This is a genomic window from Mesorhizobium sp. L103C105A0 (genome assembly GCF_000502215.1).
Taxonomy (GTDB): Bacteria; Pseudomonadota; Alphaproteobacteria; order Rhizobiales; family Rhizobiaceae; genus Mesorhizobium.
The window spans coordinates 1-22,163 of the sequence record NZ_AYXF01000020.1 but is presented as its reverse complement, the minus strand read 5'-3'; the positions used below and the strand labels follow the sequence as shown (position 1 = coordinate 22,163).

Here is a 22,163-nt window from a genome sequence, read left to right as displayed (position 1 = left end):
GATGCACGGCAAGACCTACCGCATAAAGCGATAAAGGAAAAGATGAGAGCGAAGCTTTCCCGTTTCGGCGCGTTGCGGAATCGCGAACCGCGACTAGACTGGTGGCCAGGTTGTCGAGGAACCAAGTCCATGAACAGGCGGCAGGTATTGACAGGCGGTTTGTCGTCGCTTGTCGTGTCGCCGGCGGGTGGTGCTGAGGTATCAAAGCCCCAGGTGCCCAAATGGCGACCCTCGTTTTCACAACCCATCGATCGCATCGAGGAACGGTTCGGCTATTACTTCGACAGAGGCCGTGACTTTGCCATCCTTGAAAACGGCACCTGCGTGCTGGCGGAAGCCGGCCTGTCCGATGAGGCGGAAGCCATGGCCGCCATCCAGACGCTTGCCATGATTTCCAACTATCACCCGGACATGAAGCCGTCCGACATGGATGATGGCAACGTGCTGGTCAGCTACAATCATCCAGCCTTCAATGTCGTGCTTTCCGACGTTGCGAATGCGCATTGGCAAGAGATCGAGGCCCGCCCCAGGATGGGCTGGCTACGGGCGAGGTGCTGATCACGCCGCTGGGGCAGAATGTGTTCGATGAGCTCGGCAAAAAGGCGCTGCTCGGCAGGTGCTACATGTTCATGGATGCGCAGGCGCCAAAGGTGATCCGCATCAAAGGCAGTTGATGAGTCCAATCAGGGATATTTGGTGCCCGCAAGCTGCCTGGCACGACCCTCGGCGGTTGGCGATTTGCGCGTTAATGGGCCGCACAATATTTTCTCTCGACCGGTATACCGATATATATAGAGCATACAGGATTGATTGGGAGTGTCGGGGACGCAGACCTCGCGTTTGAACCCTGTTCCTGGATCGGTACGGGTTCTGCAGATTTTTTTACTAGTATCGTAAGGAACATTCGCCTGGCTGGTGCATGCCGATGCACTGGCGGCAATGCCGACAACGATTGCAATCCGAATCATGTGTTCCCCCAAGTCTTGGGTCAGCTTCGCATTGATGAGCGCTGGTATCAATGGCCACACTCTATTGGAGCATGCTTGCATGACCCGTCACGTCACCTTCATGACCATAGACGACGTCGAACACTATTCGCCTGACGAGCGCGCCGCGATCGTCGCCGCCTTTCCGACATCGTCTTCGAGGTCATCGTGCGGCGGTTCGGCTCGGCCGGCAACGAGTGATGCACTTGAGATGCTGGAAAAAGCCAGCGACAATGCCTACCTAAGGAGCAATCCAATGGAGGTATGATATGGCGACGTCCACCGAACGTGCAGTCCTTGCCGGCGGCTGTTTCTGGGGCATGCAGGATTTGATCCGGCGCTATCCCGGCGTGATCTCTACCCGCGTCGGCTATAGCGGTGGCGATGTGCCCAACGCCACGTATCGCAACCACGGCAGCCATGCCGAAGCCATCGAGATCGTTTTCGATCCGGCCAGGATCAGCTTTCGCACATTGCTCGAATCCTTTTTCCAGATCCACGATCCGACCACCAGGAACCGCCAGGGCAACGATGTCGGAATGAGCTATCGCTCTGCGATCTTCTACACCAGCGACGAGCAGAAGCGCGTCGCCGAAGACACCATCGCCGATGTCGATGCCTCTGGACTGTGGCCGGGCAAGGTCGTCACCGAGCTTGCGCCGGCGGGCGATTTCTGGGAGGCGGAGCCAGAGCATCAGGACTATCTCGAGAAATGCCCCAACGGCTATACCTGCCACTTTGTCAGGCCGGGCTGGAAGCTTCCGGTCCGCGAAAAGGCTGTTTCGTAACGCAGCCGCTATCGTCTGCTTATCTGGCGGTCGAACTATTCTTCCGCGCGATCGGTATGCCGGCCGCCTCGTAGAGGTGGCCGTGCTCGGGCTGCCCATAGACGAACGCGCCGTGGACGGGTTTGCCGTCGACCTCAGAGCCTGAGAACGCGACGGCCTCGATCTTCTTTGTTCCGGTCAGGCTCTGGTTTCGAAGATAGGCGAAGGTTCGCACCGCTTCTCCAACAATTCGATCGAGAAACGGTTTTGCCCGCCTCCCGGGCCGTCGCACTAGGCTTGGAAAGCGCTCTCGTCCCGAAACAAAATGGTGCTGTGCGCAAAGCGCCGGCATGATCTGATAGATTCGGTTGAGCGAGCAGGTCATGAATCCTGGGTGAAAAAGAACGAAGTCGACCTCTCCTCTCAGATGCATGGTCCCGCGCAGCAATCTTTGCGCTGCCGATCTGGAGAGGACATAGCCTGCGGCGCCCGCGTGCAGGCCATAAAGTCTGGCAAGCGAAAACCCATCATCGAGAGCGACTTCCTTGCGTCCGACCCTCACTTTGGCAAAATGCGTTTCCAGCTTGATCACATCGGCATCGCGCGGCACCCATCGATCGGAAGCAAGCAGCGAGCCGGCGCCCGCGCCGAAAACGACGTCGTCCTCGAAAACCGCGCCATATTGATCCGCGCCGTTCGCAACGATCTCCCAACACGAGCGGTGGCTCAGGAAACAGCAAACCTCAGCAGCGCTCAGCGGGCTTTTGGCGACAGAGCAGCAATCGGGGCAATCGATGGCGGAGACACGCTCAAATGGTACTCCGATCCGGCCGAACTCGGACGCGACATGCGCCAGCCGATCGCGAGAACGATCAAGATTGATCACCAGACACCTCATCAGCGCCCCCTTGTCCGGTGATCAGTGAATATCACGTTCCCGTGATTGCACAAAATTTGCTTACGTGCGGGGCAGTGGGTAGCGGCGTACGGTGCCGCCGGTTGGTTTTGGAGGTTGGGTGGACATTGACGGCGTCCCCCGCGTGGCGCGAGCCTTTACCGTGCGCGCCTAGACGAGTCGCCCTAGAAGCCGAAGAATTGCCGACCGATCATGTATCCGAGCGCGACGACCACAAGGGGAAACAGGGCGGGCGTCAGCCCACCAAGAGCGGAGGTCTTTGGCTGTTGCCTGGAGATGGTCCTGGGTGCATTGCCGAGATTCTTGGTCATCCGGTATAGTAGCAAGCGCTGATTAACGATTCCGTAACCCGATCGAGGCCGCCGCGGCTTTTTGCGTTTCTGGCGCGACCTTGACAATGCCCAGCCCGTGACGCAACTGGGCCGTCTTTGAGAGCATTGTGAGGCAAGGTCAATGCGGGTGACGCTCGTTTTGAAGGGCGTAATACCCTGCCGAGGTTACGGTGGGATTCAGCGTCAGGTCGAATGGCTGGCCACGGAGATGGTTCGTCTCGGACACGAAGTCGTGGTGATCGCTGGCCCTGGCTCCAGCCACCCGCTCTTCGAAGTCCGGCACGCTTCGACCGATGCCGAATGCCGGGCAGCCATTCCGCGGGACACGCAAATCGTCCACACCCATAGTTGGCCCGTCGAGGTGCCATTTCCAACGCTGAATACGCAGCGCGGCTTTATGCCGGACCAGCCCATGCCAGTTGCGAACTGGAGCTTTATCAGCGCCAATCATGCCCGCCAGCATGGGCGCGAGACATTCGTCTACAATGGCTTTCCGGTGGACGCCTATCGTTTGTCGGCTGCAAAGGGCGACCGCCTGCTATTTCTCGCCGGCATTGCACGATCAAGCAAAGGCCTCAACCGCGCCGTCGATCTCGCCAAAAAATTCGATTTCGGTCTCGATATCGCCGGTGGCTCGCGTTGGAAACTGCTGGGCCGAAGTCAGACCCGCCGCGAAGGGTTGTTTTTCAAGAGCCTTGGCAGGCGATACCGTTTCCACGGAATCGTTGACGGCGAGCCGAAGCTTCGCCTTCTCGGCGAAGCGCGAGCCTTCCTCAACCCCATCGCCTGGGAGGAGCCGTTCGGCAACGCACCGGTCGAAGCCATGTTGTGCGGCACTCCGGTGCTGACGACGACGCGAGGCGCATTGCCCGAGACGGTCGATGCCGACAGCGGGCGCTTCTTTGAGACCGATGAAGAATTTGCGGCCGCTTTCGAGGCCGTCGCCGACCTTACGCCTCAGCAATGCCGCGAATCGGCCGCGACGAGATTTCCCATCCAAAAAGCGGCGCGCGGCTATCTGGATCTCTATGCCCGCATCCTTGACGGCGAAGCGCTTCCTTGACGACCGGCGATCCAATCCTCTTCGTCGGCTTCCCCGCGGTCGGCGACTTCGTCCGTTGCCATTCCGCCATCCAGATCATTGCCGCGCGATTTCCTGATCGCCCCATAGATGTCGTCACCTCGCCCGTTGCAGCGCCGCTGGCGCGCCTGATGCCGCATGTCAGGAAGGGCTGGGCGCTTGCCAAGCGTCATCAGCGCCCCGGTTTTGGCGAGCGCAGCCGCCTGGTTGGCGAGTTGCGCAAGGAAAATTACCGTACGGCCTATCTGATGACCAGCAGCACCAAGGCGGCGCTGATGGCGTTCATGGCCGGAATAGAGGAGCGCATCGGCTATCCGCAGGAGTTGCAATTCGGCCTCCTCAATCGCTTCCCCGCCGGCTGGTTGGCCCATCTATGGGCCTTCGGACCCCGCAAGACGCGGCTGTTCGAGGAAGTCTGCTCGATTGCCTCGCTTGGCGAAAAGCCGGCTGCGGGCGCAGAGTGGCCGGCGCCCCGGCTTGTGGTCGATCCGGCCGAACTGGACGAATGGCGCCAGCACAAGAAGATCGATGCCGACCGACCGGCACTGGCGCTCTATACTGCCGACATTGAGAATTTCCGCTCATGGCCCGTCGAGCGCTTCATTTCGATCGCCAGAGACCATCATGATCGCGGCTGGGCAATCTGGATTGTAGGCGGACCGCGCGAGCACGCCGGTGCCGCAAAAATCCGCGCCGCCATTCCTGAGGCAATCGACTTCACCTCGACCCCGTCGATTGCTGACGCGATGTGCCAAATCGCTGCGTCGACCATGTTCCTCGGGGTTGATGGCGGGATTTCCCACGCCGCCGCTGCCCTGAACGTCCCATGCGCGCTCATCTACGGGCTGAATCGCCCCTATGTGCATGGGCCCGTAAACAACCATGTTCGCTTTATCGAACCGCCGCTTTCGACGCCCAGCTGGGTCAAGGACACGCGCGGCGTCAGCGAAACTCGGGTGAGGGAGGTTCTGGCTGACCTCTCAGCCGGTATTGCCAACTGACCGGTGGCCTCGCCGGCCCCAAGCGTCTGATCAAACGCTCCGTGGGGGCAACCATCGCCCCGTTTCGGGTTTACCCCTTGACACCTACCCCTTGGCCCTGCGGTTTTCGGGCTCGTGATTGCCGACCCAATGTGCACGGATGCGGTCGCTGGCTTCAAGGTAGGCCATGTCGATGAGGTAGGTCAGAAGCTTCTGGCCGTCGGCTTCGGCTTTCTGCCGAAGCTCCCGCAGTATCCCTTGCGCGAACTGCAGGTTCTCCATTTTGCTCGGCTGGTCCATTGGTGCCCCCCAACGTCTGCGTATGAACTTTGCGCTGGCTATGCTGCATGAAGATTGCCGTGAAGTGGATATTGCACGTGCGGACCGCGATCCTGCGAAGGCGCTGGCTGCACGAAAATCGCCCCATCCGGCTTCAAGATTCGCTACACTATGTGACGGAAAGAAAATAAACAAAGCGTTCTTTTGTACAAGACAGCAAGATTCCTTCAGTTCACACCACGAGATACTTGGACAGCATAGTTGACGTAACGATATTGCGTGGTCTTAAGCTCTCGTTTCCAAACAAAATCTAGCATCGTTGCAACCACAAGACGAATTCCAGCTAACCGGGGCCGCTCCGTAGTCAATCGCCGGTTACAAACGGCACCGTGTCTCAGCCCAGGGCTTTGGCCAACCCATCGTTCCACGGCAGCGCAGGCCGGATGATCTACCGCCCGCCTTGGCTTGACGCCAAGGCGGGCTTTTTGCGTTTGGCTTCTACCGGGTGAAATGTTGTCGGACCCGGTCCTGTCGGCATCGGGCGGTGTCGAGAATGATTTCCTGCCTGCCGGCTGTCTGCGCCGCTCGCGCTAGGCCGACTTGCGTTGCGGCAAGCTAGACGGCGTTTCGACACCGTCAGAAATCGGTTCGGCTGTCCGGTTTGTCGGCTCGTCATCGACCCGGTCGTGCTCGAATTGCCGGGCAGCAGGCAAGGGTTGCAACCAGTGCTCACGGCGATTGACCCAGAGTTCATAGCTGGGCTCCAGCCCTTCGGTGGGCACCTCATCGAGGCTGCCAATCGTCACTTCCACCTCATTCTCACGAACCAAAGGCACCCGGCCGCCGCAGGTGGGACAAAAACTTCTGTCGCCGTAGCTGTTGACGATACCCGTCGTTTCGAACGCCTCGAGCGGCCACACTGCAAACGCCGAAAAAGCCGACCCGCTAGCCTTGCGGCAGTCCTTGCAATGGCAAAGGCCAATCCGAAAGGGATCTCCCGTCACCGAAAACTGGATGCCGCCGCACAGGCAGCTGCCGCTCCGCCTTGTATCATTGGGCATGACCGCTCCTCCATCTGGTTGGGCATCACACCGCTACATCTTGCAGCGCCATGCGCACAATCAATTCACGCGCGGCGCAAGGGTTCCATGTCGCCTCGCGCAATGCATCGTCTGAACCCGGGAGCGCCATGGCAACGACCGCCGCAAGGCTGCTGGATATGTCAGTTCGGGAAATCGAACACCGGTTCCCGGCACCAATAGACACGGCACTGGCCATCACGTGTCGGAACGGAGGCACCGACCGGCACCTCCGGCCAGTCGCACTCGTTGCCGTATTGGCGGACATAGCGATCGTAAGTATTCCGGCCGGTCGTCAACACCGCCGAGTGATGGCTCTGGATCAGGCGCTGCGTCTCCTCGCAGGTCATCGAACGCGTGTCGGGTCGGGCGTAGGCCGTGCTTGTTGCTGCAAACAACGCCGTTCCAATGATCCATGCGATTGTTTGGGATGTCATGGCGATCCTTATCCTAAAATACGGCCAGGTATTTCAACAGCGAAATGATGCCGATAATGATGACAACGATCTGCGCGATCTGCCTCGTGCGGCCATCGAGCGGCAGACGCTGGATGAGATAGAGCACCAGGATGATCACCAGGAAAGTGATCAGAATGCCGATAAGTACCGATGAAGCCATGTCCCTCACTCCGTCTGGCTACGTCTGAGAAGAGTACGCAGCGGCAAACGCTCTGGCCCTTGATTGGTTCCTGTCGATGCGAAGCCATCGGCGCAGCGTAAAGGCCGCGAAACAACGTTCCGCAGCCTTTGAAGCTGGATGCCGATCAGGGCCTGTTTGCCGCAATGGTTGTCGTTTGCCATCGGCGACACAGTCCCAGGCAACTTGTTGCTGGCGTCAGGCGGGGCTAACGGGAGAACCGCCTCGGGTTGACGAGCTTCCGACAAAGACGGCCTGAGTTGCGCTTCGTTGTCGACATTTGCGCGAGCCCTGAGATCCGGCGCCGCCCGGCGGGTGATCGCCTTTTCGCAGGAGAACAATTGCCGTCCCAAGGGGACGACGGGAACCGAAACCTCGCACGTGCATCTCAGGTACCGCGGAACGGGCAAATCGAGCAGGTGGGGAATTTGGGGTAGGGAAATACGTCATCCAACATGCGGGGATTGGAATCCCAGGTGTCGGGCCCGCCAGTTTGTTGGGAGCGTTGCCCGTTGCAGCCTACACCATCGACACACGGGGCCGCATCACGTTCTACAACGAGGCCGCCGAACTTGAGTGGGACGACGCGCCGCGGTTTTGGCTCCGTCGTGCTCCAGCGGGTTGCGCCACAAGCGCTTAGCGGCACCGGACAACTGGAATTTGGGGACAAGGCGTCGTCTGGACGCTCAAAGCGCCGCCGAGTTCGGTCCAAATCTCTCTCGCGGATTTTGTCGATTGAAAGAGAGGGTCGCGCTTAGGACAATCCCAGCAGGGGAGCGGTTTGGCCGCCTGTGGTGTCGGAATTGCCGATGCCAGACAGTTCGTGCTTATCGTCGGCAAGCGAAGTCAATCTCCCCGCCTCGACGGAGGTCAGTCCGTCCAATTCCATCACCGCGCCGTAGAGTTGGGCCGTCTGCATCACAAGCCGCTCGACGTCTTCAAGGGCGACGTTCTCGTCCAGGTTACGCAATCGTATGTCCTCGGCAACCACCGCAATATTGACCATTCCGCGCGAGCGCAGCGCGCCCAGGACCCGTGAATTGAGATCCTCCCGTAGCCGAGCCGAATATCCGTAGCGCATGGAAACCTTCCTTTCAGGAGCCGGTTGTCCCGTCGTGATCAAGATGCGCCAACGACCTTCAGATGGCAAGAAGAATATAAAATATTCTCAAGTAAATCAAGTAGTTAGCAGACTGCGAGGGTTGTGCTATCGGCGTGTCTTCCTCATCGTTGGTCTTGTATGTGAGTCACCCATCAGCCTCTCTTGACGCGCTGCACGGGGACCCCTAGCTATACTGCAATTGAGACACATACTAACTCACCATATTTTTGGTCTTGACGGTTGGAGGCGCGAATGGCCGAGCTGGAACGACCCGAGCGACTGCAGATCATGCTGACAGCCGAGGAATTGGCTGCCTTGGAAAACTGGCGCTTCGAAAAGCGCATGCCAAGCCGGTCCGCGGCAGTGCGGGAACTGCTGCGGCGCGGCCTGGATGCGGATGGATTCCTGACTGCGGGACAAGGAACTAAGTCTCAGGACTTTGGAATTCTGGGCAGCAGTGTGACTGGCGACGGCCAGTCGGGCGAGTAATTCGACGGCGGTTAGCCAACAATCGCTTTTTCTGGAAGTGCCGCTACCAATTTATTGCGGTGGCGGAAACGCAAAGCGGGTCGGCTCTCGGCAGGGTACTGGTCTCAGCAGGGTACTCTTGGCGTATGGTTGCAAAGCCCGCTCCGGTTCGCCGGAGCGGGCTTTTTGCGTTTTCCCGACAGGAAATAGTCGCGCTCGCTTTCAGATAGGCTCAAGGTTCTCTTCGCACTCCATGCACGCGACGCTGTGACCGGGGCAACTGAGCCGGTGTGTTCCTCCGGGGCAGCAATGGCCGTTCGAGCTCGCCCACCGGGCACAGACAAACACCTTGCGGGTTCCGTGGCATTGTGGACATTCTATCGGACGCGCCAGCAGAGCCTCGTTCTCCGAGACACGGCATTCCCTCTCAAGAACCTGGACCATCTGAAACCCCAAGGCCGAAATATAGCTAAGCTATCCATACCCGGAAAGCCTAAATTAGAATTTAATCACATAAGCCACGAGCCTCCCGAGGGGGAAGTTTCGCGGATGGCGATCTCAGTCCGCCGCAGTCCGCCGCGCGTGTCTCATTCCCAATCTCGGCCGTCTCAAGATCAAGCTCCGGTTGCTCCCGGCATCGGTCGACCCGCGATTTTGCCCACCGATTTTCGCATTCGGATCGTTATAGGCTTTCGCTTTGCTGGAGCGGCGTTAAAGCTGCCCAGCAAATGCCCGAGCGGGAACAGTCCGTTCCTGCGTCGGTTCGTTCGGACAAGGATGTCTGCCAATGACATTGATGGGCGCAGCGGCACTTTTGATCCTGGTCCTGACTTATGTCGGCGTCGCAATCGGGCGTATTCCAGGCCTCCGTCTCGACCGGGCAGGGATCGCCTTGCTGGGGGGTGCGGCGATGATCGCCATCGGCGCACTCAGTATGGAAGATGCCTATCGCGCCATCAATTTCGACACCATTACGCTGCTGCTCGGCATGATGATCGTGGTGGCGCATCTGAAGGTGTCCGGCGCCTTCCGGGCGCTTGGCGCCTACGCTATCGAGCATGCGCACGCGCCTTTCGTGCTGCTGGTGATGGTGACGCTGTTGACCGGCGTGTTGTCGGCGTTCCTGGTCAACGACGCCATCTGCCTGGTCATGGCGCCGATCGTCGTCCACGTCACCCGTGTCATCAATCGCAATCCCATTCCCTATCTGATCGCCACCGCCACCGCGTCCAACTGCGGCAGCGTCGCCACCATCACCGGCAACCCGCAGAACATGGTCATCGGCGCGCTGTCGGGAATTTCCTATCCAGCCTTTTCGGCCGCCCTGGCGCCGGTTGCCCTCTTCGGCCTCGTCGCGGTCGTCGTCATCGTGCGCATCGTCTACCGCGCCGAATTCGCCCGCACCGCCGATCTCAACCCGGAAGTCTATCGCGGCCGCATGCTGCCGGGACAGGTGCTGAAGGCGGTGGTTGTCTGCATTGGCCTGGCCATCGCCTTCTTCGCCGGCGTTCCGGTTGCCAAGGCAGCGCTCATCGGCGGCGCCATCCTGCTGCTCACCCGCGCCATCAAGCCGGCACGCATTTACCGCGAGATCGACGGCCCGCTGCTGTTCATGTTCGCCGGCCTGTTCATCGTTGTCGCCGGCGCCGAAACGACGCTGCTGACGCCCGACATCATCGCCTCGGCCAAGAACCTCGGGCTGGACGACGTCTGGCGTCTATCGGGCTTCACCGCGGTGCTCTCCAACATCATGAGCAATGTTCCGGCCGTGCTGGCGCTGCGGCCATTCATACCCGGCCTTGAAAACCCCGGGCGTGCCTGGCTGGTGGTGGCGATGAGCTCGACGCTGGCGGGCAACTTCACCTTGCTCGGCTCAGTCGCCAACCTGATCGTCGCCGAACAGGCGCGGGCGGCCGGCACGCAGCTGTCCTTCTCAGCCTTCTTCAAGGTCGGCCTGCCACTGACGCTGCTGACCCTTGCCGTCGGGACGGCATGGCTGGCGGCTGGATTCTAGAGCAATTCCAGGAAAAAGTGTGAAGCGGTTCTCCGTCCGGAATTGCGTCAAAGAAATAGCGTGTTTCGCCGTCTTCATTAAACGGTGAACGCTCTAGCGGATAGTCGCCGATCCTGACCTTGCCCGAACCAGCGTTGCAGCGGCATGTCCGGCCGCCTCGACATAGTCGGGGTTGCGGTGGATCAGCATGATCGAGAACGCGCCGTCCATCAAAAGCACGATTTCGCGCGCCAGGGTCTGCGGCTCGTCGACGCCGTGGCCTGTGAGTTCGCCGGCCAGCCAGGTCTCGAAATTCTGCTTATGCCGCGCCCCCGCTTTAACGGCCGGGTGTCCGGGCATGGAAGCGAGTTCGGCTGCCGTGCGCAGAAAGCCGCAGCCTCTCCATTTCGGGTGCTTCGCCACGCGCGCCAGATTGGTGAAAATCGCCTCGACCTTGCGCTCGACATCGCCTTCGGTCATCTCGAACCAGCCGGCCATCTGCTTGAGGTTCGGCTGGTCGCGACCGTCGAGATAGGCCGCGATCAAATCGTCCTTGCTCTTGAAATGATAGTAGAGCGTGCGCTTGGTCAGCCCGGCTTTTTCCGCCACTGCATCGACGCTGACGCGGCCGATCCCCTCGGCATAGAACAGCTTCGTTGCGGCATCGACAATGCGTTTGCGGGTAGGGCTTGGTGCTTGGCTCATACGCAAGTATACCGACTAGTGAATATACATACAACCGAAAGCCTGATCCTCTCCGTCGACAAACACAGGGAAGGAAAAGACATGACCGAGCTTGTGCTCACCGAGGCCCGCAACGGGATCGCCATCCTCACACTTAATCGGCCGGAAAAGCTCAACGCCTTGAACTATGCGCTGATTGATCGCCTGCTTGCGCTCCTCGATGCCGCCGAGACCGACGACGCCATCCGCGCCGTCATCCTCACTGGAGCAGGAGAGCGCGCCTTCTCCGCCGGCGGCGACATCCATGAATTCTCAGGCAGCGTGGCCATCGGCGTCGACGTTGCCCTGCGCGACTTCGTCATGCGCGGACAGCGGCTGACGGCAAGGCTGGAGGCATTCCGCAAGCCCGTCATCGCCGCCGTCAACGGCATCGCCTTCGGCGGCGGCTGCGAGATCACCGAAGCCGTGCCGCTCGCTATCGCCAGCGACCGCGCCTTGTTCGCCAAGCCTGAGATCAACCTTGCAATGCCGCCTGCTTTCGGCGGCACGCAGCGGCTTCCGAGACTGGCAGGGCGCAAGAGGGCGCTCGAGCTGCTGTTGACCGGCGATTGGTTCCCGCCGCCGCGCGCCGTCGAACTCGGCCTCGTCAACCAGGTGGTGCCGCATGAGGAGCTGATGTCCACCGCAATTGATCTTGCCCGGCGCATGACCAGACATTCTCCTGCAGCAATTGCCTCAATCCTCACAGCAGTGGCGCGGGGCCTGAACCAGAGCATCGCGGAAGGCTTGGCTGTCGAGGCCGAGCAGTTCGCCCGCATGGCTCCGACCGCTGATCTGCGCGAAGGGCTGGATGCCTGGATCGCACGCCGCCAGCCGGGCTGTCACGGCTCGTGGACGCACATCACCCGGCCGGATGAAGCCAGGCGAGCCTCAACGCAGCAGGACGGGCTTGCGGACCGGGATCAAGGCGCCGTCACGGCCACATGACCTTTCATGTTGGGGTGGAAGCGGCAGAAATATTCGACCGCTTCCGCCTTCCGCAGGGTCAGGCTCGCTGTTGCCTTCGGCGGGATCATCACTTCCCAGCCACCCTTGACGGTAGCCGTATGTGCGAACACGTCCTTGTTCACCCACTTGATCGTGTCGCCGACCTTCGCCTCGACGGTGGCCGGCGAAAAGACAAGCTTGTCGATGGTGACCTGGATGGTTTCGGCCTGCACGGGTGAGGTCCCGAAGACCAGCGCCAGTGCAATCCATAGCAGCCGTTTCGACATGGCCTGGTCCTTACTTCAGCATACCTGCAACATGCTCGGCGTGCTGTTCATGGCCCTGGAAAATCTTCAGGCCGGTCTGCAGCAGGCTCTTCAACTCGGCATTGCTGGCCGATGGGATCAAAAGGGTTTCAAGCGCGCCGTCGACCTGTTTGTGGTAGGCGATCTCGTTGTCGACATAGGCTTTGTCAAAGGCTGCGCCGTCGAGTTTGGCGAGCTTCGCCCGCTCCTCGGCCGCAGCCTTGGTCAGCGCCTGGCTGGTTGCGTTGTCTTCCGGCGTCACCTTCAGCTTCTTTACCAGTTCCAGTGCCTGCGCGTTGACCGCTTCGTGGTCGCGCACCATGTCGTTGGCGAAATCCACGACCTCCTTGGTCTTCGATTTCTTGATCGCCTGCTTGGCGGCTTCCACATCGATGACGCCTGCGGTGTAGGCGATGTGGGCGATCTGCGGGTCCGTCGGCTTGTAGGCGGCTTGTGCAAGCGGGGCGGCGCCAAGCAGCAGCAAGGCTGCGAGGGTGGCGGTGTGTCGGGTAAGCATGGCATCTCCTTCGCCCGGACGCGGGATCGCGCCGGGCCATGTTTTTCAGTTGACGGTCATTGGATGCGCAGCGGCGGCAAACGTTCCCGAGGAAATCGGCCAAATCAGCCGATGATCAGCTCTCCAGGCCGAGCCGCTGCATGACGGCGCTGGTCAGCCTGTCGCAGCGCCGGCCGGCAAACGGGAAGGCGTCGAGCAGCACCGGCCCGATCTGGTCGTCGAGTGCATTGCGTACCAGGGCGCGGGCGCGGTGTAGCCTTGTCTTGACGGTTTCCGGCCGCACGCCAAGCAGCTCGGCGGTCTCCTCGATACTGAGCCCCTCGATAACCCGCGCCACGAACACCGTCCGATAAACATCGGGTAGGCTGTCGGTCGCCCGTTCCACCAACTCGAGGATCTGCCGCTGCGCCATCGTCCGCTCCGGATCGTCGCTGGGATTGAGGGGGAACTGGATGATTTCGGCTTGCGGGTTTTTCGCCACCGTCCGCCGCCTTTTGCGCAGACGGCCGAGCGCCTCGTTGATGACGATGCGCGACAGCCAGGTGGCCAATGAGGACTCCCCGCGAAAGGCATCGAGATGGGCAAAGGCTCTGACATAGGCCTCCTGGACGATGTCCTCGGCTTCAGCATCGTTGCGCACCACCCCGCGAGCGATGCGATAGAGCCGCTGATTATGGGTCCTCATGATGATGCGGAAGGCGTTGCCTTCGCGTGCCAGCGCGCGGCGCACGAGAAGCATCTCGCTTGAAGCAGCAGTGGGCATTGGTAGAGACATAGCAGGCATGGCCAGTTCCTCGATCCAATCCCCGTCCGAAACCTCGATCAAGACATTGGATTACATCGCCGGCAAAAGGTTCCCGGCCATTTTCGCCCGGCTCCGACGGCGCCTAGAATACTGCTTCCGCCAGCGGCTTGTCAGTAGCCTGCGCTCGCGCCGTTGCCGCAAGCAGATCGGTCTGCGTGATCAGGCCAAGGATGCGGCTGTCCCCGTCCACGATGATGACTGCATGGGTGCGGCCGTCGGTGAGCACCGGTAGCAGGGCCATGGCGGGCGTACCGGCGGCGGCGGTCGACGCTGTCGACGTAACGCTTCCGACGGCTTCGTCGGCTCGCGCCAATTCCCTCAATCCAACGGTGCCGACCAGCCTGGCGTCCTTGTCGACAACCGGCAGCGTGCGGATATTGTGGTCGAGCAGCAGATGACGCGCCCGATCGGCGGACGCGTGTTCATCGACCGAAATCACGTCGCGGGACATGATGTCCTCGCACAACATGGTTCGGTGTGCGCGCATCGTCGCTTGCAGTTCGACCTGTCGCAGCAGCTGTTCGAGATCGTTGCGGTCGATGTCGAAGGTCTCGTCGAGCGCAGCCAGCGCGGCATCGATGTCCTCGGCCCGGAAGCCGATGCGCTCCTGAGCCGGCGGATCGATGGTTCCGTGCGTGCTTTTCGGGGCAGGGGCCGGCACATGCGGGTAGCTGCGTCGCGACAGCCTGTGGAAAGCATAGCCGAGCGCGACCAGCATCATGGAGTTCAGCGCCACCGGCACGAACGGAAACAGGAAGCCCGCACCGATCACGGCCGGCCCGCCGAGCACGGCGGTCAGTGCGGCGGCTCCGCCCGGCGGATGCAGGCAGCGCGAGAACGACATGGCGGCGATCGCCATCGCCACGGCAATGCCCGTGGCGAGAACGGGCTGATGGACGAAATGGGCCACGATCACGCCGACCAGCGCCGATATTGTATTGCCGCCGATGATCGACCATGGCTGCGCCAGCGGGCTTGCAGGCACCGCAAACAGCAGCACCGCCGACGCCCCCATCGGCGCCACCAGCAGCGGCACGTGCGGGCCATTGCCAAGCACCAGCGCGCCGATCGCGCCGGTCAGCGCAATGCCGATCATCGCCCCGATGCAGGCGATGAGGCGCTCGCGCAGCGTCGCGCCGGCGAGAATGGGGACAAAGAGACGAAAGGCCATGGCAAGCTCAGTCCGGCTGGAATTGTGCGCGCAGCGCCTGCAATGGCGTTGGACCGACGATTTTGAAAGTCAAACCGATCCGAAAAAGCGCGCATTGGGGAAATAACATTGCGCTTGGTCGACCCATGAGCGGCTTTGCGACGTCGATCGCCTGCGAAAGTCGCTCGCCAATCCTTTCAACGGGTTGGGCGGACCAGCGGAATCAGCTTCGCAAGTTTGCTGGTGTCATGCCGCAGCGGCCGCTTCCAGCCCGCGCAGGATATCGGCCTTGAGGTCCTCGACATCCTCGAGTCCGATCTGCAGCCGGATCAGCGGGCCGTCATAGGGGCCCTTGGCGACGGTACGGTCGCCGAGGAAGACCGGCACGGCGAGGCTCTCATAGCCGCCCCAGGAATAGCCGAGACCGAAGATTTTCAACGCATCGAGGAAGGCATGCTGCTGTCTCTGGCCGCCGCCTTTGAGCACGATGGAAAAGATGCCGCTAGAGCCGGAAAAATCGCGCTTCCACACCGCGTGGTCGGGGTGGCTGGGAAGCGCCGGGTGCAGCACGCGGGCCACGCCGGGCTGGCCTTCAAGCCAGACGGCAATGGCAAGCGCGCTCTTTTGATGGTGATCCAGCCGAACGCCCATCGTGCGCAGGCCGCGCAGGACTTGGTAGACGTCGTCGGGGCCGGCGCAGCAGCCCATCGTGTAGAACGTCTCGCAAAGCTGCTTCCAGCAGTTGGCATTGGCAGACACTGTGCCCAGCAGCACGTCCGAATGCCCGGCCGGATATTTCGTCGCCGCATGGATCGAGATATCGACGCCGTGGTCGAGCGGACGGAAATAGAGCGGCGTTGCCCAGGTGTTGTCCATCATGACGATGGCGCCCGTTTCATGCGCGGCCTTGGCGATCGCCGGAACGTCCTGCACCTCGAAGGTGTTGGAGGCCGGTGATTCCGTAAACACGACTTTGGTGTTCGGCTTGATTAAGCTGGCGATGCCGGCGCCGGCATGCGGAGCGTAATACTCGACCTCGACACCCAGCCGCTTCAGCATCGTGTCGGCGAAATTGCGGGTCGGATGGTAGACGGAATCGACAATCAGGATGTGATCGCCTGCCGAGAGAAACGCCAGCAACGGGACGGTCACCGCCGCCAGGCCCGACGGCACGATTATGGTGCCGGCGGAGCCTTCCAGCGCGTCGATCGCATGCGCCAACGCATCGGTGGTCGGCGTGCCGCGTGTGCCATAGGTGTATTTCTGGCTGCGCGCCGCCATCGCCGACGCATTGGGATAGAGCACGGTCGAGGCATGCACGATCGGCGGATTGACGAAGCCGAAATAGTCGTGCGGATTGTTGCCCGAATGGGCAAGCCGCGTGTTGATACCCATTTCGTTGCCGTCAGTCGCCATTGCTCTTCGCCTTGTGGTGAAAGCGCTAGCCATAGAGCGGCGGCATTGGCCGTGCAACAGCGGGCGCCCGCCAGGCGGTGCCCTTTGCATAGGCCAATTCCCCCATGAATAGTCTGGAATGCGTGGCGATCCAGAGCCGCGGATTTCATGAGTGGATGTGGATTAGCGTCGACGGACTTTGCCGGTTTTATTTGCGGGGCTTGCTGCTTTCCTGATGCTGTTGTCTGCAATTCAGGCATTTGCGGCAATTGGTTTTCAAAGCTGTCGTGAAACGGTCATTTCCCTTGACCTCACAGAGATAATCGCCTTCGATGCAGTTCGTGAATGGGAGGGGCCGGGCGTCGGTTACGACGCGGGGTTCCGGGAATGAGCCGGATGGGAGCCGGGTTCACGCGGGAAAAGATCAGGATTTGCCTGAGGATCAGGGTTTACCTGAAAACAGAAAAGGGTCTGTGGGTTATGAAACACATTGCAATTGGCATTCTCGGTGCCGCTGCGCTTGGATGGATGGCTTCGGCCGCGTCGGCGACAACGCTCGACGACGTCAAGGCGAAAGGCTTCATCCAGTGCGGTACCAACACAGGTCTTGCCGGCTTCGCTGCGCCTGACGACAAGGGTGAATGGAAAGGCATCGATGTGGATTTCTGCCGCGCGGTCGCGGCCGCCGTCTTCGGCGACGGCACCAAGGTCAAGTTCACGCCGCTCAGCGCCAAGGAGCGCTTCACCGCGCTGCAGTCGGGCGAAGTCGACATCCTGTCGCGCAACACCACCTGGACCATCAATCGGGATACGGCACTTGGCCTGAACTTCGTCGGCGTCACCTATTATGACGGCCAGGGCTTCATGATCAACGCCAAGAAGCTGCCGGGCGTCAATTCGGCGCTGCAGCTTTCGGGTGCGGCAGTCTGCGTGCAGAGCGGAACCACGACCGAGCTCAACCTCGCCGACTACTTCAAGGCGAACAAGATGGAGTACAACCCGGTCGTCTTCGAAAAGCTTGAAGAGGTCAACGCCGCCTATGACGCGGGCCGTTGCGATGTCTACACCACCGACCAGTCGGGTCTCTACGGCATCCGCCTGACGCTCAGCGCGCCGGCAGACCATGTCGTGTTGCCCGAGATCATCTCCAAGGAACCGCTCGGCCCGGCCGTGCGCCAGGGGGACGACCAGTGGTACCACATTGTCAAGTGGACCTATTTCGCGCTGCTGCAGGCAGAGGAACTGGGCATCACCCAGGCCAATGTCGACGAGATGAAGACCTCGGACAACCCGGAGATCAAGCGCGTGCTCGGCCAGGAACCCGAAACCAAGATCGGCACCGATCTCGGCGTTAGCAATGACTGGGTCGTCAACATCGTCAAGGCAGTCGGCAATTACGGTGAGATGTTCGAGCGCAATGTCGGCACCGGCAGCCCGCTGAAGATCGCGCGCGGCATCAATGCGCTGTGGACCAAGGGCGGCCTGCAATACGCACCGCCGATCCGCTGATCGAAATGTGATCCGGAAGGCAGATCATCTGCCTTCCGGTTTCTCTTTCCAGGGGATGAAGCAATGGCATCGCAGGAAGTTCTTCGCGAGGAGCCGAGCCGCGGTTCCTTCATCAACGATCCGAAAGTCCGCGGGTTTTTCTTCCAGGCGGTGGTTGTCATCTTGCTGGTGGCGGGCGTCTGGTGGATCGTCCACAACGTCATCGTCAACCTGCAGCGCCTGCATATTACTTCCGGTTTTGGCTTCCTGAACAACCGAGCAGGCTTTGACATTCCAGTCAGGCCCATCGCTTATGATTCTGATTCGACCTATGGCCAGGCCATTGTCGTCGGGCTTATCAACACCATTATCGTCGCCGTTGCCGGCATTATCACCGCGACCATCATTGGCTTCATTGTCGGCGTCGGCCGGTTATCGCGCAACTGGCTGGTTCGCAAGATTTGCACGGTCTATGTCGAGGTGTTCCGCAACATTCCGCCCCTGCTGGTGATCTTCTTCTGGTATTCAGGCGTGCTCGCGGTACTGCCGGCGCCTCGCGACAGTTTCAATTTGCCGTTCGGCTCTTTCCTCAACCAACGCGGATTCTATTTTCCGCGCGCTATCTGGGGCGACGGCTCCTGGCTGATGTTTGTCGCCTTGCTTGTCGGCATCGCCATGGCTTTTTTTGTCGCGCGCACGGCACGCCAGCGGCAAATGGCAACCGGCCAGCAGTTTCCCGTATTCTGGACTTCGGCGGCGCTGATCGTCGGCCTTCCGCTCCTGGCCTATGCGCTGAGCGGCTTTCCCTTGAGCTTCGACTTTCCAAAGCAATCGACCTTCAACCTGACCGGAGGCTTTCAGATCGGGCCGGAGTTCCTGTCTCTCTATTTGGCGCTGTCCTGTTACACGGCCTCCTTCATCGCCGAGATCGTGCGCGCCGGCATTCTCGGCGTCAGCAAGGGTCAGACCGAAGCGGCTGGCGCCCTGGGGCTGCGGCCGGGATCTATCCTGCGGCTTGTCGTCGTTCCCCAAGCCATGCGGATCGTCATCCCGCCGCTGACCAGCCAGTATCTCAACCTGACAAAGAACTCGTCGCTGGCCATTGCCATCGGTTACCCCGACCTGACGGCGATCGCCGGCACAGTGCTGAATCAGACCGGTCAAGCGGTCGAGGGTGTGCTGATCATGATGGTCGTCTATCTCATCATCAGCCTGGTGACGTCGGCGGTGATGAATGTGGTCAACGCCAGGATGGCGCTGGTGGAGAGGTAAGACCATGCAGGAACATGATACCTCCTGGGTGCGGACCGAAATGGCACTCGCTCAACAAGCCCCGGCCGGCGTGCGGGGGCCTTTGGCCTGGGTTCGCAAGAACCTGATCGGTTCGGTGGGCGACGTCATCCTGACTGTAGTGGCTATTGCGCTGGTGGTGATGATCGTGCCGCCCGTCGTCAACTGGGCCTTCATCAACGCCCAGTGGACGGGGCCGGACCGGACTGTATGCGCCACGGTGGCGCAAGGCGGCATCCAGCCGGACGGCTGGTCAGGCGCCTGCTGGGCCTTCGTCAACGCGAAGTTCGGCCAGTTGATGCTTGGCCGCTATCCCCTGGAAGAGCGCTGGCGGCCGATCCTGGTCGCCGTCCTGTTCGTGGCGCTGCTGGTGCCGTTGCTGATGCCACGTGTGCCGCGGAAGGGGTTGAACGCCATTCTTCTATTCCTGGCACTGCCGATCATCGCGTTCGTGCTCCTGGTCGGCGGCATCTTCGGCCTGCCGCAAGTGGAGACCCAGCTATGGGGCGGGCTGCTGGTGACACTGAGCCTGTCCTTTGTCGGCATTGCCGTGTCGCTGCCGATGGGCATCGTGCTGGCGCTCGGCCGGCGCTCCAAGATGCCGATCGTCAAGACACTGTGCGTGGTCTTCATCGAGTTCGTTCGCGGCATCCCGCTGATCACCGTTCTGTTCTTTGCCAGCGTCATGCTGCCGCTGTTTCTGCCCGCCGGTGTTTCGTTCGACAAATATCTCAGGGCGCTGATCGGCGTCTCGCTGTTTGCCGCCGCCTATATGGCGGAAGTGGTGCGCGGCGGCCTGCAGGCGATCCCCAAGGGCCAGTATGAGGGGGCGGATTCGCTTGGCCTGGGCTACTGGCAGAAGATGGTGCTGATCGTGCTGCCGCAGGCACTGAAGCTGGTCATCCCCGGCATCGTCAATACCTTCATCGGTATGTTCAAGGACACAAGCCTCGTCATCATCATCTCGATGTTTGACCTGCTTGGCGTCGTCAAGCAGAACTTCTCGGACGCCAATTGGGCGACGCCACAGACCGCGAGATCCGGCCTCATCTTTGCAGCCTTCGTCTTCTGGCTGTTCTGCTTCGGCATGTCGCGCTATTCGATGTACACGGAACGCCGGCTCGACACCGGCCACAAACGTTGATGCATGTCGCCCAAAAGTGTTTAGCGGTTTTGGGACAACGACATGCATCATAGCTAAAAGACAGAACAAAAAGGGGAACCTGCCATGGTCATAGAAAACGCCGTCAGCGCCGAAGAGATCAAGGTCGATGCCAAGAAGATGCACATCTCGACCACCGATGTCGCAATCGACATCATCGGCATGCACAAATGGTATGGCGAGTTCCATGTGCTGAAGGACATCAACCTCAAGGTGATGCGCGGCGAGCGCATCGTCATCTGCGGTCCTTCGGGCTCGGGCAAATCGACCATGATCCGCTGCATCAACCGGCTGGAAGAGCACCAGAAGGGCAAGATCATCGTCGACGGCAAGGAACTCACCAACGATCTCAAGAAGATCGACGAGGTGCGCCGCGAGGTCGGCATGGTGTTCCAGCACTTCAACCTGTTCCCGCATCTGACCATCCTGGAGAACTGCACATTGGCACCGATCTGGGTGCGCAAGACGCCGAAGAAGCAGGCCGAGGAAATCGCCATGCACTTCCTCAAGCGCGTCAAGATCCCCGAACAGGCCAACAAATATCCGGGCCAGCTGTCGGGCGGCCAGCAGCAGCGCGTGGCGATCGCGCGTTCGCTGTGCATGAACCCGCGCATCATGCTGTTCGATGAGCCGACCTCGGCGCTCGATCCAGAAATGATCAAGGAAGTGCTGGAGACGATGGTGGGCCTGGCCGAGGAAGGCATGACCATGCTGTGCGTCACCCACGAAATGGGCTTTGCCCGAAAGGTCGCCAACCGGGTGATCTTCATGGATCAGGGCCAGATCGTCGAACAGAACACGCCGGCCGAGTTCTTCGACCATCCGCGCCACGAGCGCACCAAGCTGTTTCTGTCGCAGATCCTGCACTGAGCATTTTCATGCGAACCAAAAGAGCCCGGCCGTAATGCGGCCGGGCTCTTTTGCTATCTGGGGTCGGGGTTGATCTTCTCCATTGAAACACAAAGCCGGCGCCGCATGAGAAAAGCCCTGCGTTTCGTGGCCATGCTGATTATCGTGGTCGCGCTCGCTGCCACGCTCGGCACGCTGGTGCCGCGTCCGCTGTGGCCGGCGTCAGCGGCGGGTGAGGGCACGCGCCATATTCTGGTGCTGGAGAATCCGATCCACACCGACATCGCCATTCCCGTCGATGACGAGGTGCGCCGGCGCTTCCATTTCCTGGTCGCTGCCGGCATCCCTGTCGACGCCCCGGAAGTGCGCTACATCGTCTTTGGCTGGGGCGGCCGGGCCTTCTATCTGGAGACGCCGAGCTGGTCGCAGCTGAAAGCAGTGCCCGTCCTCAAGGCGCTGACACTGGACGCCTCGGTCATGCATGTCGATATCGCCGGGACCATCGCCGAGCCGCACCCTGCTGTCACCGGTTTCGACATCGATGAGGAACGTTTTGCAGCGCTGCTCAACTATATCGACGCGAGTTTCCAGCAAGGGCCGCATGGTCCGGTCGTCATCGAGAACGCCGCCTATTCCAGCTTCGACCGCTTCTTCGAGGCGAACGGCCAATTCAACGCGCTTGTCGGCTGTAACACCTGGACAGCCGCCGGCCTGCGCACCGCCGGCCTGCGCACCGGCTGGTGGAACCCGCTGCCGGCCTCGCTGCGATTTTCAATGCGGCTGTATAATTAGCAGCTCCTACGCCGCACCCCGACAGTGTTGGATCTTTTGAAGTCAGCGGGACAGCACCCCCCTCTGGCCAGCCGGCCATCTCCCCCGCAAGGGGGGAGATCAGTCTCTTCATTGCTGGAG

Annotated in this window: 27 protein-coding genes; 15 read left to right on the top strand and 12 right to left on the bottom strand. The window is 60.8% G+C overall.

The features are described 5' to 3' along the window. The first annotated feature begins 129 nt into the window (after window positions 1-129). The 4 genes from X727_RS136635 (at window position 130) to msrA (ending at window position 1,774) form a co-directional block, all read left to right on the top strand. Window positions 130-558, top strand: a complete 429-nt coding sequence (locus X727_RS136635) for a hypothetical protein (RefSeq protein WP_023835346.1) — start codon at window positions 130-132, stop codon at window positions 556-558. After that, complete coding sequence (locus tag X727_RS1000000169680) at window positions 552-674, top strand: hypothetical protein (protein WP_023835345.1); 123 nt, start codon at window positions 552-554, stop codon at window positions 672-674. Before X727_RS136635 ends, X727_RS1000000169680 begins: the two co-directional genes overlap by 7 nt. A 373-nt stretch (window positions 675-1,047) precedes the next feature. Beyond that, window positions 1,048-1,254, top strand: a complete 207-nt coding sequence (locus tag X727_RS1000000169295; RefSeq protein WP_023835344.1) for a hypothetical protein — start codon at window positions 1,048-1,050, stop codon at window positions 1,252-1,254. 1 nt (window position 1,255) lies between these two features. Further along, window positions 1,256-1,774 (top strand): peptide-methionine (S)-S-oxide reductase MsrA, encoded by a 519-nt coding sequence (msrA, locus tag X727_RS136645; RefSeq protein WP_023835343.1) that lies wholly within the window; start codon window positions 1,256-1,258, stop codon window positions 1,772-1,774. Between the two features lie 19 nt (window positions 1,775-1,793). Here msrA and X727_RS0134895 read toward each other — a convergent pair whose 3' ends face one another. Next, window positions 1,794-2,639 carry a glycosyltransferase family 25 protein gene (locus tag X727_RS0134895; RefSeq protein ID WP_023835342.1) on the bottom strand — a complete coding sequence of 282 codons (846 nt, stop codon included), beginning with the start codon at window positions 2,637-2,639 and terminating at the stop codon, window positions 1,794-1,796. Window positions 2,640-3,122: 483 nt separating this feature from the next. Between X727_RS0134895 and X727_RS136650 the strand changes: the two genes are divergently transcribed. Together X727_RS136650 and waaF are read left to right on the top strand one after the other, a co-directional pair. Beyond that, a complete protein-coding gene (locus X727_RS136650) occupies window positions 3,123-4,064 on the top strand; it encodes a glycosyltransferase (RefSeq protein WP_023808296.1) in 942 nt (313 codons plus the stop codon). Next, window positions 4,061-5,083 carry a lipopolysaccharide heptosyltransferase II gene (gene waaF / locus X727_RS136655; protein ID WP_023671465.1) on the top strand — a complete coding sequence of 341 codons (1,023 nt, stop codon included), beginning with the start codon at window positions 4,061-4,063 and terminating at the stop codon, window positions 5,081-5,083. Before X727_RS136650 ends, waaF begins: the two co-directional genes overlap by 4 nt. Window positions 5,084-5,167: 84 nt before the next feature. Here the strand turns inward: waaF and X727_RS136660 are convergent, their stop codons facing one another. The 5 genes from X727_RS136660 to X727_RS01000000165240 form a co-directional block, all read right to left on the bottom strand. Further along, window positions 5,168-5,362 carry a hypothetical protein gene (locus X727_RS136660; RefSeq protein ID WP_023835341.1) on the bottom strand — a complete coding sequence of 65 codons (195 nt, stop codon included), beginning with the start codon at window positions 5,360-5,362 and terminating at the stop codon, window positions 5,168-5,170. A 569-nt stretch (window positions 5,363-5,931) separates the two neighbouring features. After that, window positions 5,932-6,402 carry a GFA family protein gene (locus X727_RS136665; RefSeq protein WP_023715175.1) on the bottom strand — a complete coding sequence of 157 codons (471 nt, stop codon included), beginning with the start codon at window positions 6,400-6,402 and terminating at the stop codon, window positions 5,932-5,934. A gap of 161 nt (window positions 6,403-6,563) precedes the next feature. Then, the gene (locus X727_RS136670; RefSeq protein ID WP_023835340.1) at window positions 6,564-6,857 is read right to left on the bottom strand and encodes a hypothetical protein; all 294 of its coding nucleotides are present in this window, start codon (window positions 6,855-6,857) and stop codon (window positions 6,564-6,566) included. Window positions 6,858-6,870: 13 nt separating this feature from the next. Continuing rightward, on the bottom strand, window positions 6,871-7,038 hold the full coding sequence (locus X727_RS1000000167310) for a Thivi_2564 family membrane protein (RefSeq protein WP_023671469.1): 168 nt from the start codon (window positions 7,036-7,038) through the stop codon (window positions 6,871-6,873). A 772-nt stretch (window positions 7,039-7,810) separates the two neighbouring features. Then, window positions 7,811-8,137, bottom strand: coding sequence for a hypothetical protein (locus tag X727_RS01000000165240; RefSeq protein ID WP_023727873.1), 327 nt, complete (start codon window positions 8,135-8,137; stop codon window positions 7,811-7,813). Between the two features lie 273 nt (window positions 8,138-8,410). Here X727_RS01000000165240 and X727_RS136675 point away from each other — a divergent pair, with 273 nt between their 5' ends. After that, window positions 8,411-8,647 (top strand): hypothetical protein, encoded by a 237-nt coding sequence (locus X727_RS136675; RefSeq protein WP_023671471.1) that lies wholly within the window; start codon window positions 8,411-8,413, stop codon window positions 8,645-8,647. A gap of 766 nt (window positions 8,648-9,413) precedes the next feature. Beyond that, window positions 9,414-10,640, top strand: a complete 1,227-nt coding sequence (locus X727_RS136680; RefSeq protein WP_031204800.1) for an anion transporter — start codon at window positions 9,414-9,416, stop codon at window positions 10,638-10,640. Between the two features lie 93 nt (window positions 10,641-10,733). Here X727_RS136680 and X727_RS136685 read toward each other — a convergent pair whose 3' ends face one another. Continuing rightward, complete coding sequence (locus X727_RS136685) at window positions 10,734-11,324, bottom strand: TetR/AcrR family transcriptional regulator (RefSeq protein WP_031204798.1); 591 nt, start codon at window positions 11,322-11,324, stop codon at window positions 10,734-10,736. 81 nt (window positions 11,325-11,405) lie between these two features. Here X727_RS136685 and X727_RS136690 point away from each other — a divergent pair, with 81 nt between their 5' ends. After that, window positions 11,406-12,290 (top strand): crotonase/enoyl-CoA hydratase family protein, encoded by an 885-nt coding sequence (locus X727_RS136690; protein ID WP_023835337.1) that lies wholly within the window; start codon window positions 11,406-11,408, stop codon window positions 12,288-12,290. Here the strand turns inward: X727_RS136690 and X727_RS136695 are convergent. The 5 genes from X727_RS136695 to X727_RS136715 form a co-directional block, all read right to left on the bottom strand. Then, window positions 12,266-12,577 carry a cupredoxin family copper-binding protein gene (locus X727_RS136695; RefSeq protein ID WP_023671475.1) on the bottom strand — a complete coding sequence of 104 codons (312 nt, stop codon included), beginning with the start codon at window positions 12,575-12,577 and terminating at the stop codon, window positions 12,266-12,268. The genes X727_RS136690 and X727_RS136695 overlap by 25 nt on opposite strands. 10 nt (window positions 12,578-12,587) lie before the next feature. Continuing rightward, complete coding sequence (locus X727_RS136700; protein WP_023804982.1) at window positions 12,588-13,112, bottom strand: DUF4142 domain-containing protein; 525 nt, start codon at window positions 13,110-13,112, stop codon at window positions 12,588-12,590. A 115-nt stretch (window positions 13,113-13,227) separates the two neighbouring features. Then, window positions 13,228-13,896: an RNA polymerase sigma factor gene (locus tag X727_RS136705; protein ID WP_050591334.1), complete on the bottom strand. Its 669-nt coding sequence runs from the start codon at window positions 13,894-13,896 to the stop codon at window positions 13,228-13,230. A gap of 103 nt (window positions 13,897-13,999) precedes the next feature. After that, entirely contained in the window at window positions 14,000-15,088 is a 1,089-nt protein-coding gene (locus X727_RS136710) for an HPP family protein (protein WP_023835335.1), read from the bottom strand. A 225-nt stretch (window positions 15,089-15,313) separates the two neighbouring features. Next, window positions 15,314-16,483, bottom strand: coding sequence for a cystathionine beta-lyase (locus tag X727_RS136715; protein WP_023824488.1), 1,170 nt, complete (start codon window positions 16,481-16,483; stop codon window positions 15,314-15,316). Between the two features lie 178 nt (window positions 16,484-16,661). Here X727_RS136715 and X727_RS1000000168245 point away from each other — a divergent pair, with 178 nt between their 5' ends. The 6 genes from X727_RS1000000168245 to X727_RS136740 all read left to right on the top strand — a co-directional run bounded on the left by X727_RS1000000168245 (window position 16,662) and on the right by X727_RS136740 (window position 22,043). Beyond that, entirely contained in the window at window positions 16,662-16,853 is a 192-nt protein-coding gene (locus X727_RS1000000168245) for a hypothetical protein (RefSeq protein ID WP_023684328.1), read from the top strand. 89 nt (window positions 16,854-16,942) lie between these two features. Then, on the top strand, window positions 16,943-17,971 hold the full coding sequence (locus tag X727_RS136720; RefSeq protein WP_023689900.1) for an amino acid ABC transporter substrate-binding protein: 1,029 nt from the start codon (window positions 16,943-16,945) through the stop codon (window positions 17,969-17,971). A gap of 63 nt (window positions 17,972-18,034) precedes the next feature. Next, entirely contained in the window at window positions 18,035-19,222 is a 1,188-nt protein-coding gene (locus X727_RS136725) for an amino acid ABC transporter permease (RefSeq protein WP_023671481.1), read from the top strand. 4 nt (window positions 19,223-19,226) lie between these two features. After that, on the top strand, window positions 19,227-20,384 hold the full coding sequence (locus tag X727_RS136730) for an amino acid ABC transporter permease (protein ID WP_023743966.1): 1,158 nt from the start codon (window positions 19,227-19,229) through the stop codon (window positions 20,382-20,384). 84 nt (window positions 20,385-20,468) lie between these two features. Then, entirely contained in the window at window positions 20,469-21,272 is an 804-nt protein-coding gene (locus X727_RS136735) for an amino acid ABC transporter ATP-binding protein (protein ID WP_023671483.1), read from the top strand. Between the two features lie 105 nt (window positions 21,273-21,377). Beyond that, window positions 21,378-22,043 (top strand): TIGR02117 family protein, encoded by a 666-nt coding sequence (locus tag X727_RS136740; protein WP_023743967.1) that lies wholly within the window; start codon window positions 21,378-21,380, stop codon window positions 22,041-22,043. Window positions 22,044-22,163 lie beyond the last annotated feature (120 nt).

What these genes read in the sequence shown, in the direction of transcription:
- X727_RS136635 (WP_023835346.1), top strand. Translation starts at nt 130, where the DNA reads ATGAACAGGCGGCAGGTATTGACAGGCGGTTTGTCGTCGCTTGTCGTG.
- X727_RS1000000169295 (WP_023835344.1), top strand. Translation starts at nt 1,048, where the DNA reads ATGACCCGTCACGTCACCTTCATGACCATAGACGACGTCGAACACTAT.
- msrA (WP_023835343.1), top strand. Translation starts at nt 1,256, where the DNA reads ATGGCGACGTCCACCGAACGTGCAGTCCTTGCCGGCGGCTGTTTCTGG.
- X727_RS136650 (WP_023808296.1), top strand. Translation starts at nt 3,123, where the DNA reads ATGCGGGTGACGCTCGTTTTGAAGGGCGTAATACCCTGCCGAGGTTAC.
- X727_RS136660 (WP_023835341.1), bottom strand. Translation starts at nt 5,362, where the DNA reads ATGGACCAGCCGAGCAAAATGGAGAACCTGCAGTTCGCGCAAGGGATA.
- X727_RS136665 (WP_023715175.1), bottom strand. Translation starts at nt 6,402, where the DNA reads ATGCCCAATGATACAAGGCGGAGCGGCAGCTGCCTGTGCGGCGGCATC.
- X727_RS136670 (WP_023835340.1), bottom strand. Translation starts at nt 6,857, where the DNA reads ATGACATCCCAAACAATCGCATGGATCATTGGAACGGCGTTGTTTGCA.
- X727_RS1000000167310 (WP_023671469.1), bottom strand. Translation starts at nt 7,038, where the DNA reads ATGGCTTCATCGGTACTTATCGGCATTCTGATCACTTTCCTGGTGATC.
- X727_RS01000000165240 (WP_023727873.1), bottom strand. Translation starts at nt 8,137, where the DNA reads ATGCGCTACGGATATTCGGCTCGGCTACGGGAGGATCTCAATTCACGG.
- X727_RS136675 (WP_023671471.1), top strand. Translation starts at nt 8,411, where the DNA reads ATGGCCGAGCTGGAACGACCCGAGCGACTGCAGATCATGCTGACAGCC.
- X727_RS136680 (WP_031204800.1), top strand. Translation starts at nt 9,414, where the DNA reads ATGACATTGATGGGCGCAGCGGCACTTTTGATCCTGGTCCTGACTTAT.
- X727_RS136685 (WP_031204798.1), bottom strand. Translation starts at nt 11,324, where the DNA reads ATGAGCCAAGCACCAAGCCCTACCCGCAAACGCATTGTCGATGCCGCA.
- X727_RS136690 (WP_023835337.1), top strand. Translation starts at nt 11,406, where the DNA reads ATGACCGAGCTTGTGCTCACCGAGGCCCGCAACGGGATCGCCATCCTC.
- X727_RS136695 (WP_023671475.1), bottom strand. Translation starts at nt 12,577, where the DNA reads ATGTCGAAACGGCTGCTATGGATTGCACTGGCGCTGGTCTTCGGGACC.
- X727_RS136700 (WP_023804982.1), bottom strand. Translation starts at nt 13,112, where the DNA reads ATGCTTACCCGACACACCGCCACCCTCGCAGCCTTGCTGCTGCTTGGC.
- X727_RS136705 (WP_050591334.1), bottom strand. Translation starts at nt 13,896, where the DNA reads ATGCCTGCTATGTCTCTACCAATGCCCACTGCTGCTTCAAGCGAGATG.
- X727_RS136710 (WP_023835335.1), bottom strand. Translation starts at nt 15,088, where the DNA reads ATGGCCTTTCGTCTCTTTGTCCCCATTCTCGCCGGCGCGACGCTGCGC.
- X727_RS136715 (WP_023824488.1), bottom strand. Translation starts at nt 16,483, where the DNA reads ATGGCGACTGACGGCAACGAAATGGGTATCAACACGCGGCTTGCCCAT.
- X727_RS136720 (WP_023689900.1), top strand. Translation starts at nt 16,943, where the DNA reads ATGAAACACATTGCAATTGGCATTCTCGGTGCCGCTGCGCTTGGATGG.
- X727_RS136725 (WP_023671481.1), top strand. Translation starts at nt 18,035, where the DNA reads ATGGCATCGCAGGAAGTTCTTCGCGAGGAGCCGAGCCGCGGTTCCTTC.
- X727_RS136730 (WP_023743966.1), top strand. Translation starts at nt 19,227, where the DNA reads ATGCAGGAACATGATACCTCCTGGGTGCGGACCGAAATGGCACTCGCT.
- X727_RS136735 (WP_023671483.1), top strand. Translation starts at nt 20,469, where the DNA reads ATGGTCATAGAAAACGCCGTCAGCGCCGAAGAGATCAAGGTCGATGCC.
- X727_RS136740 (WP_023743967.1), top strand. Translation starts at nt 21,378, where the DNA reads ATGAGAAAAGCCCTGCGTTTCGTGGCCATGCTGATTATCGTGGTCGCG.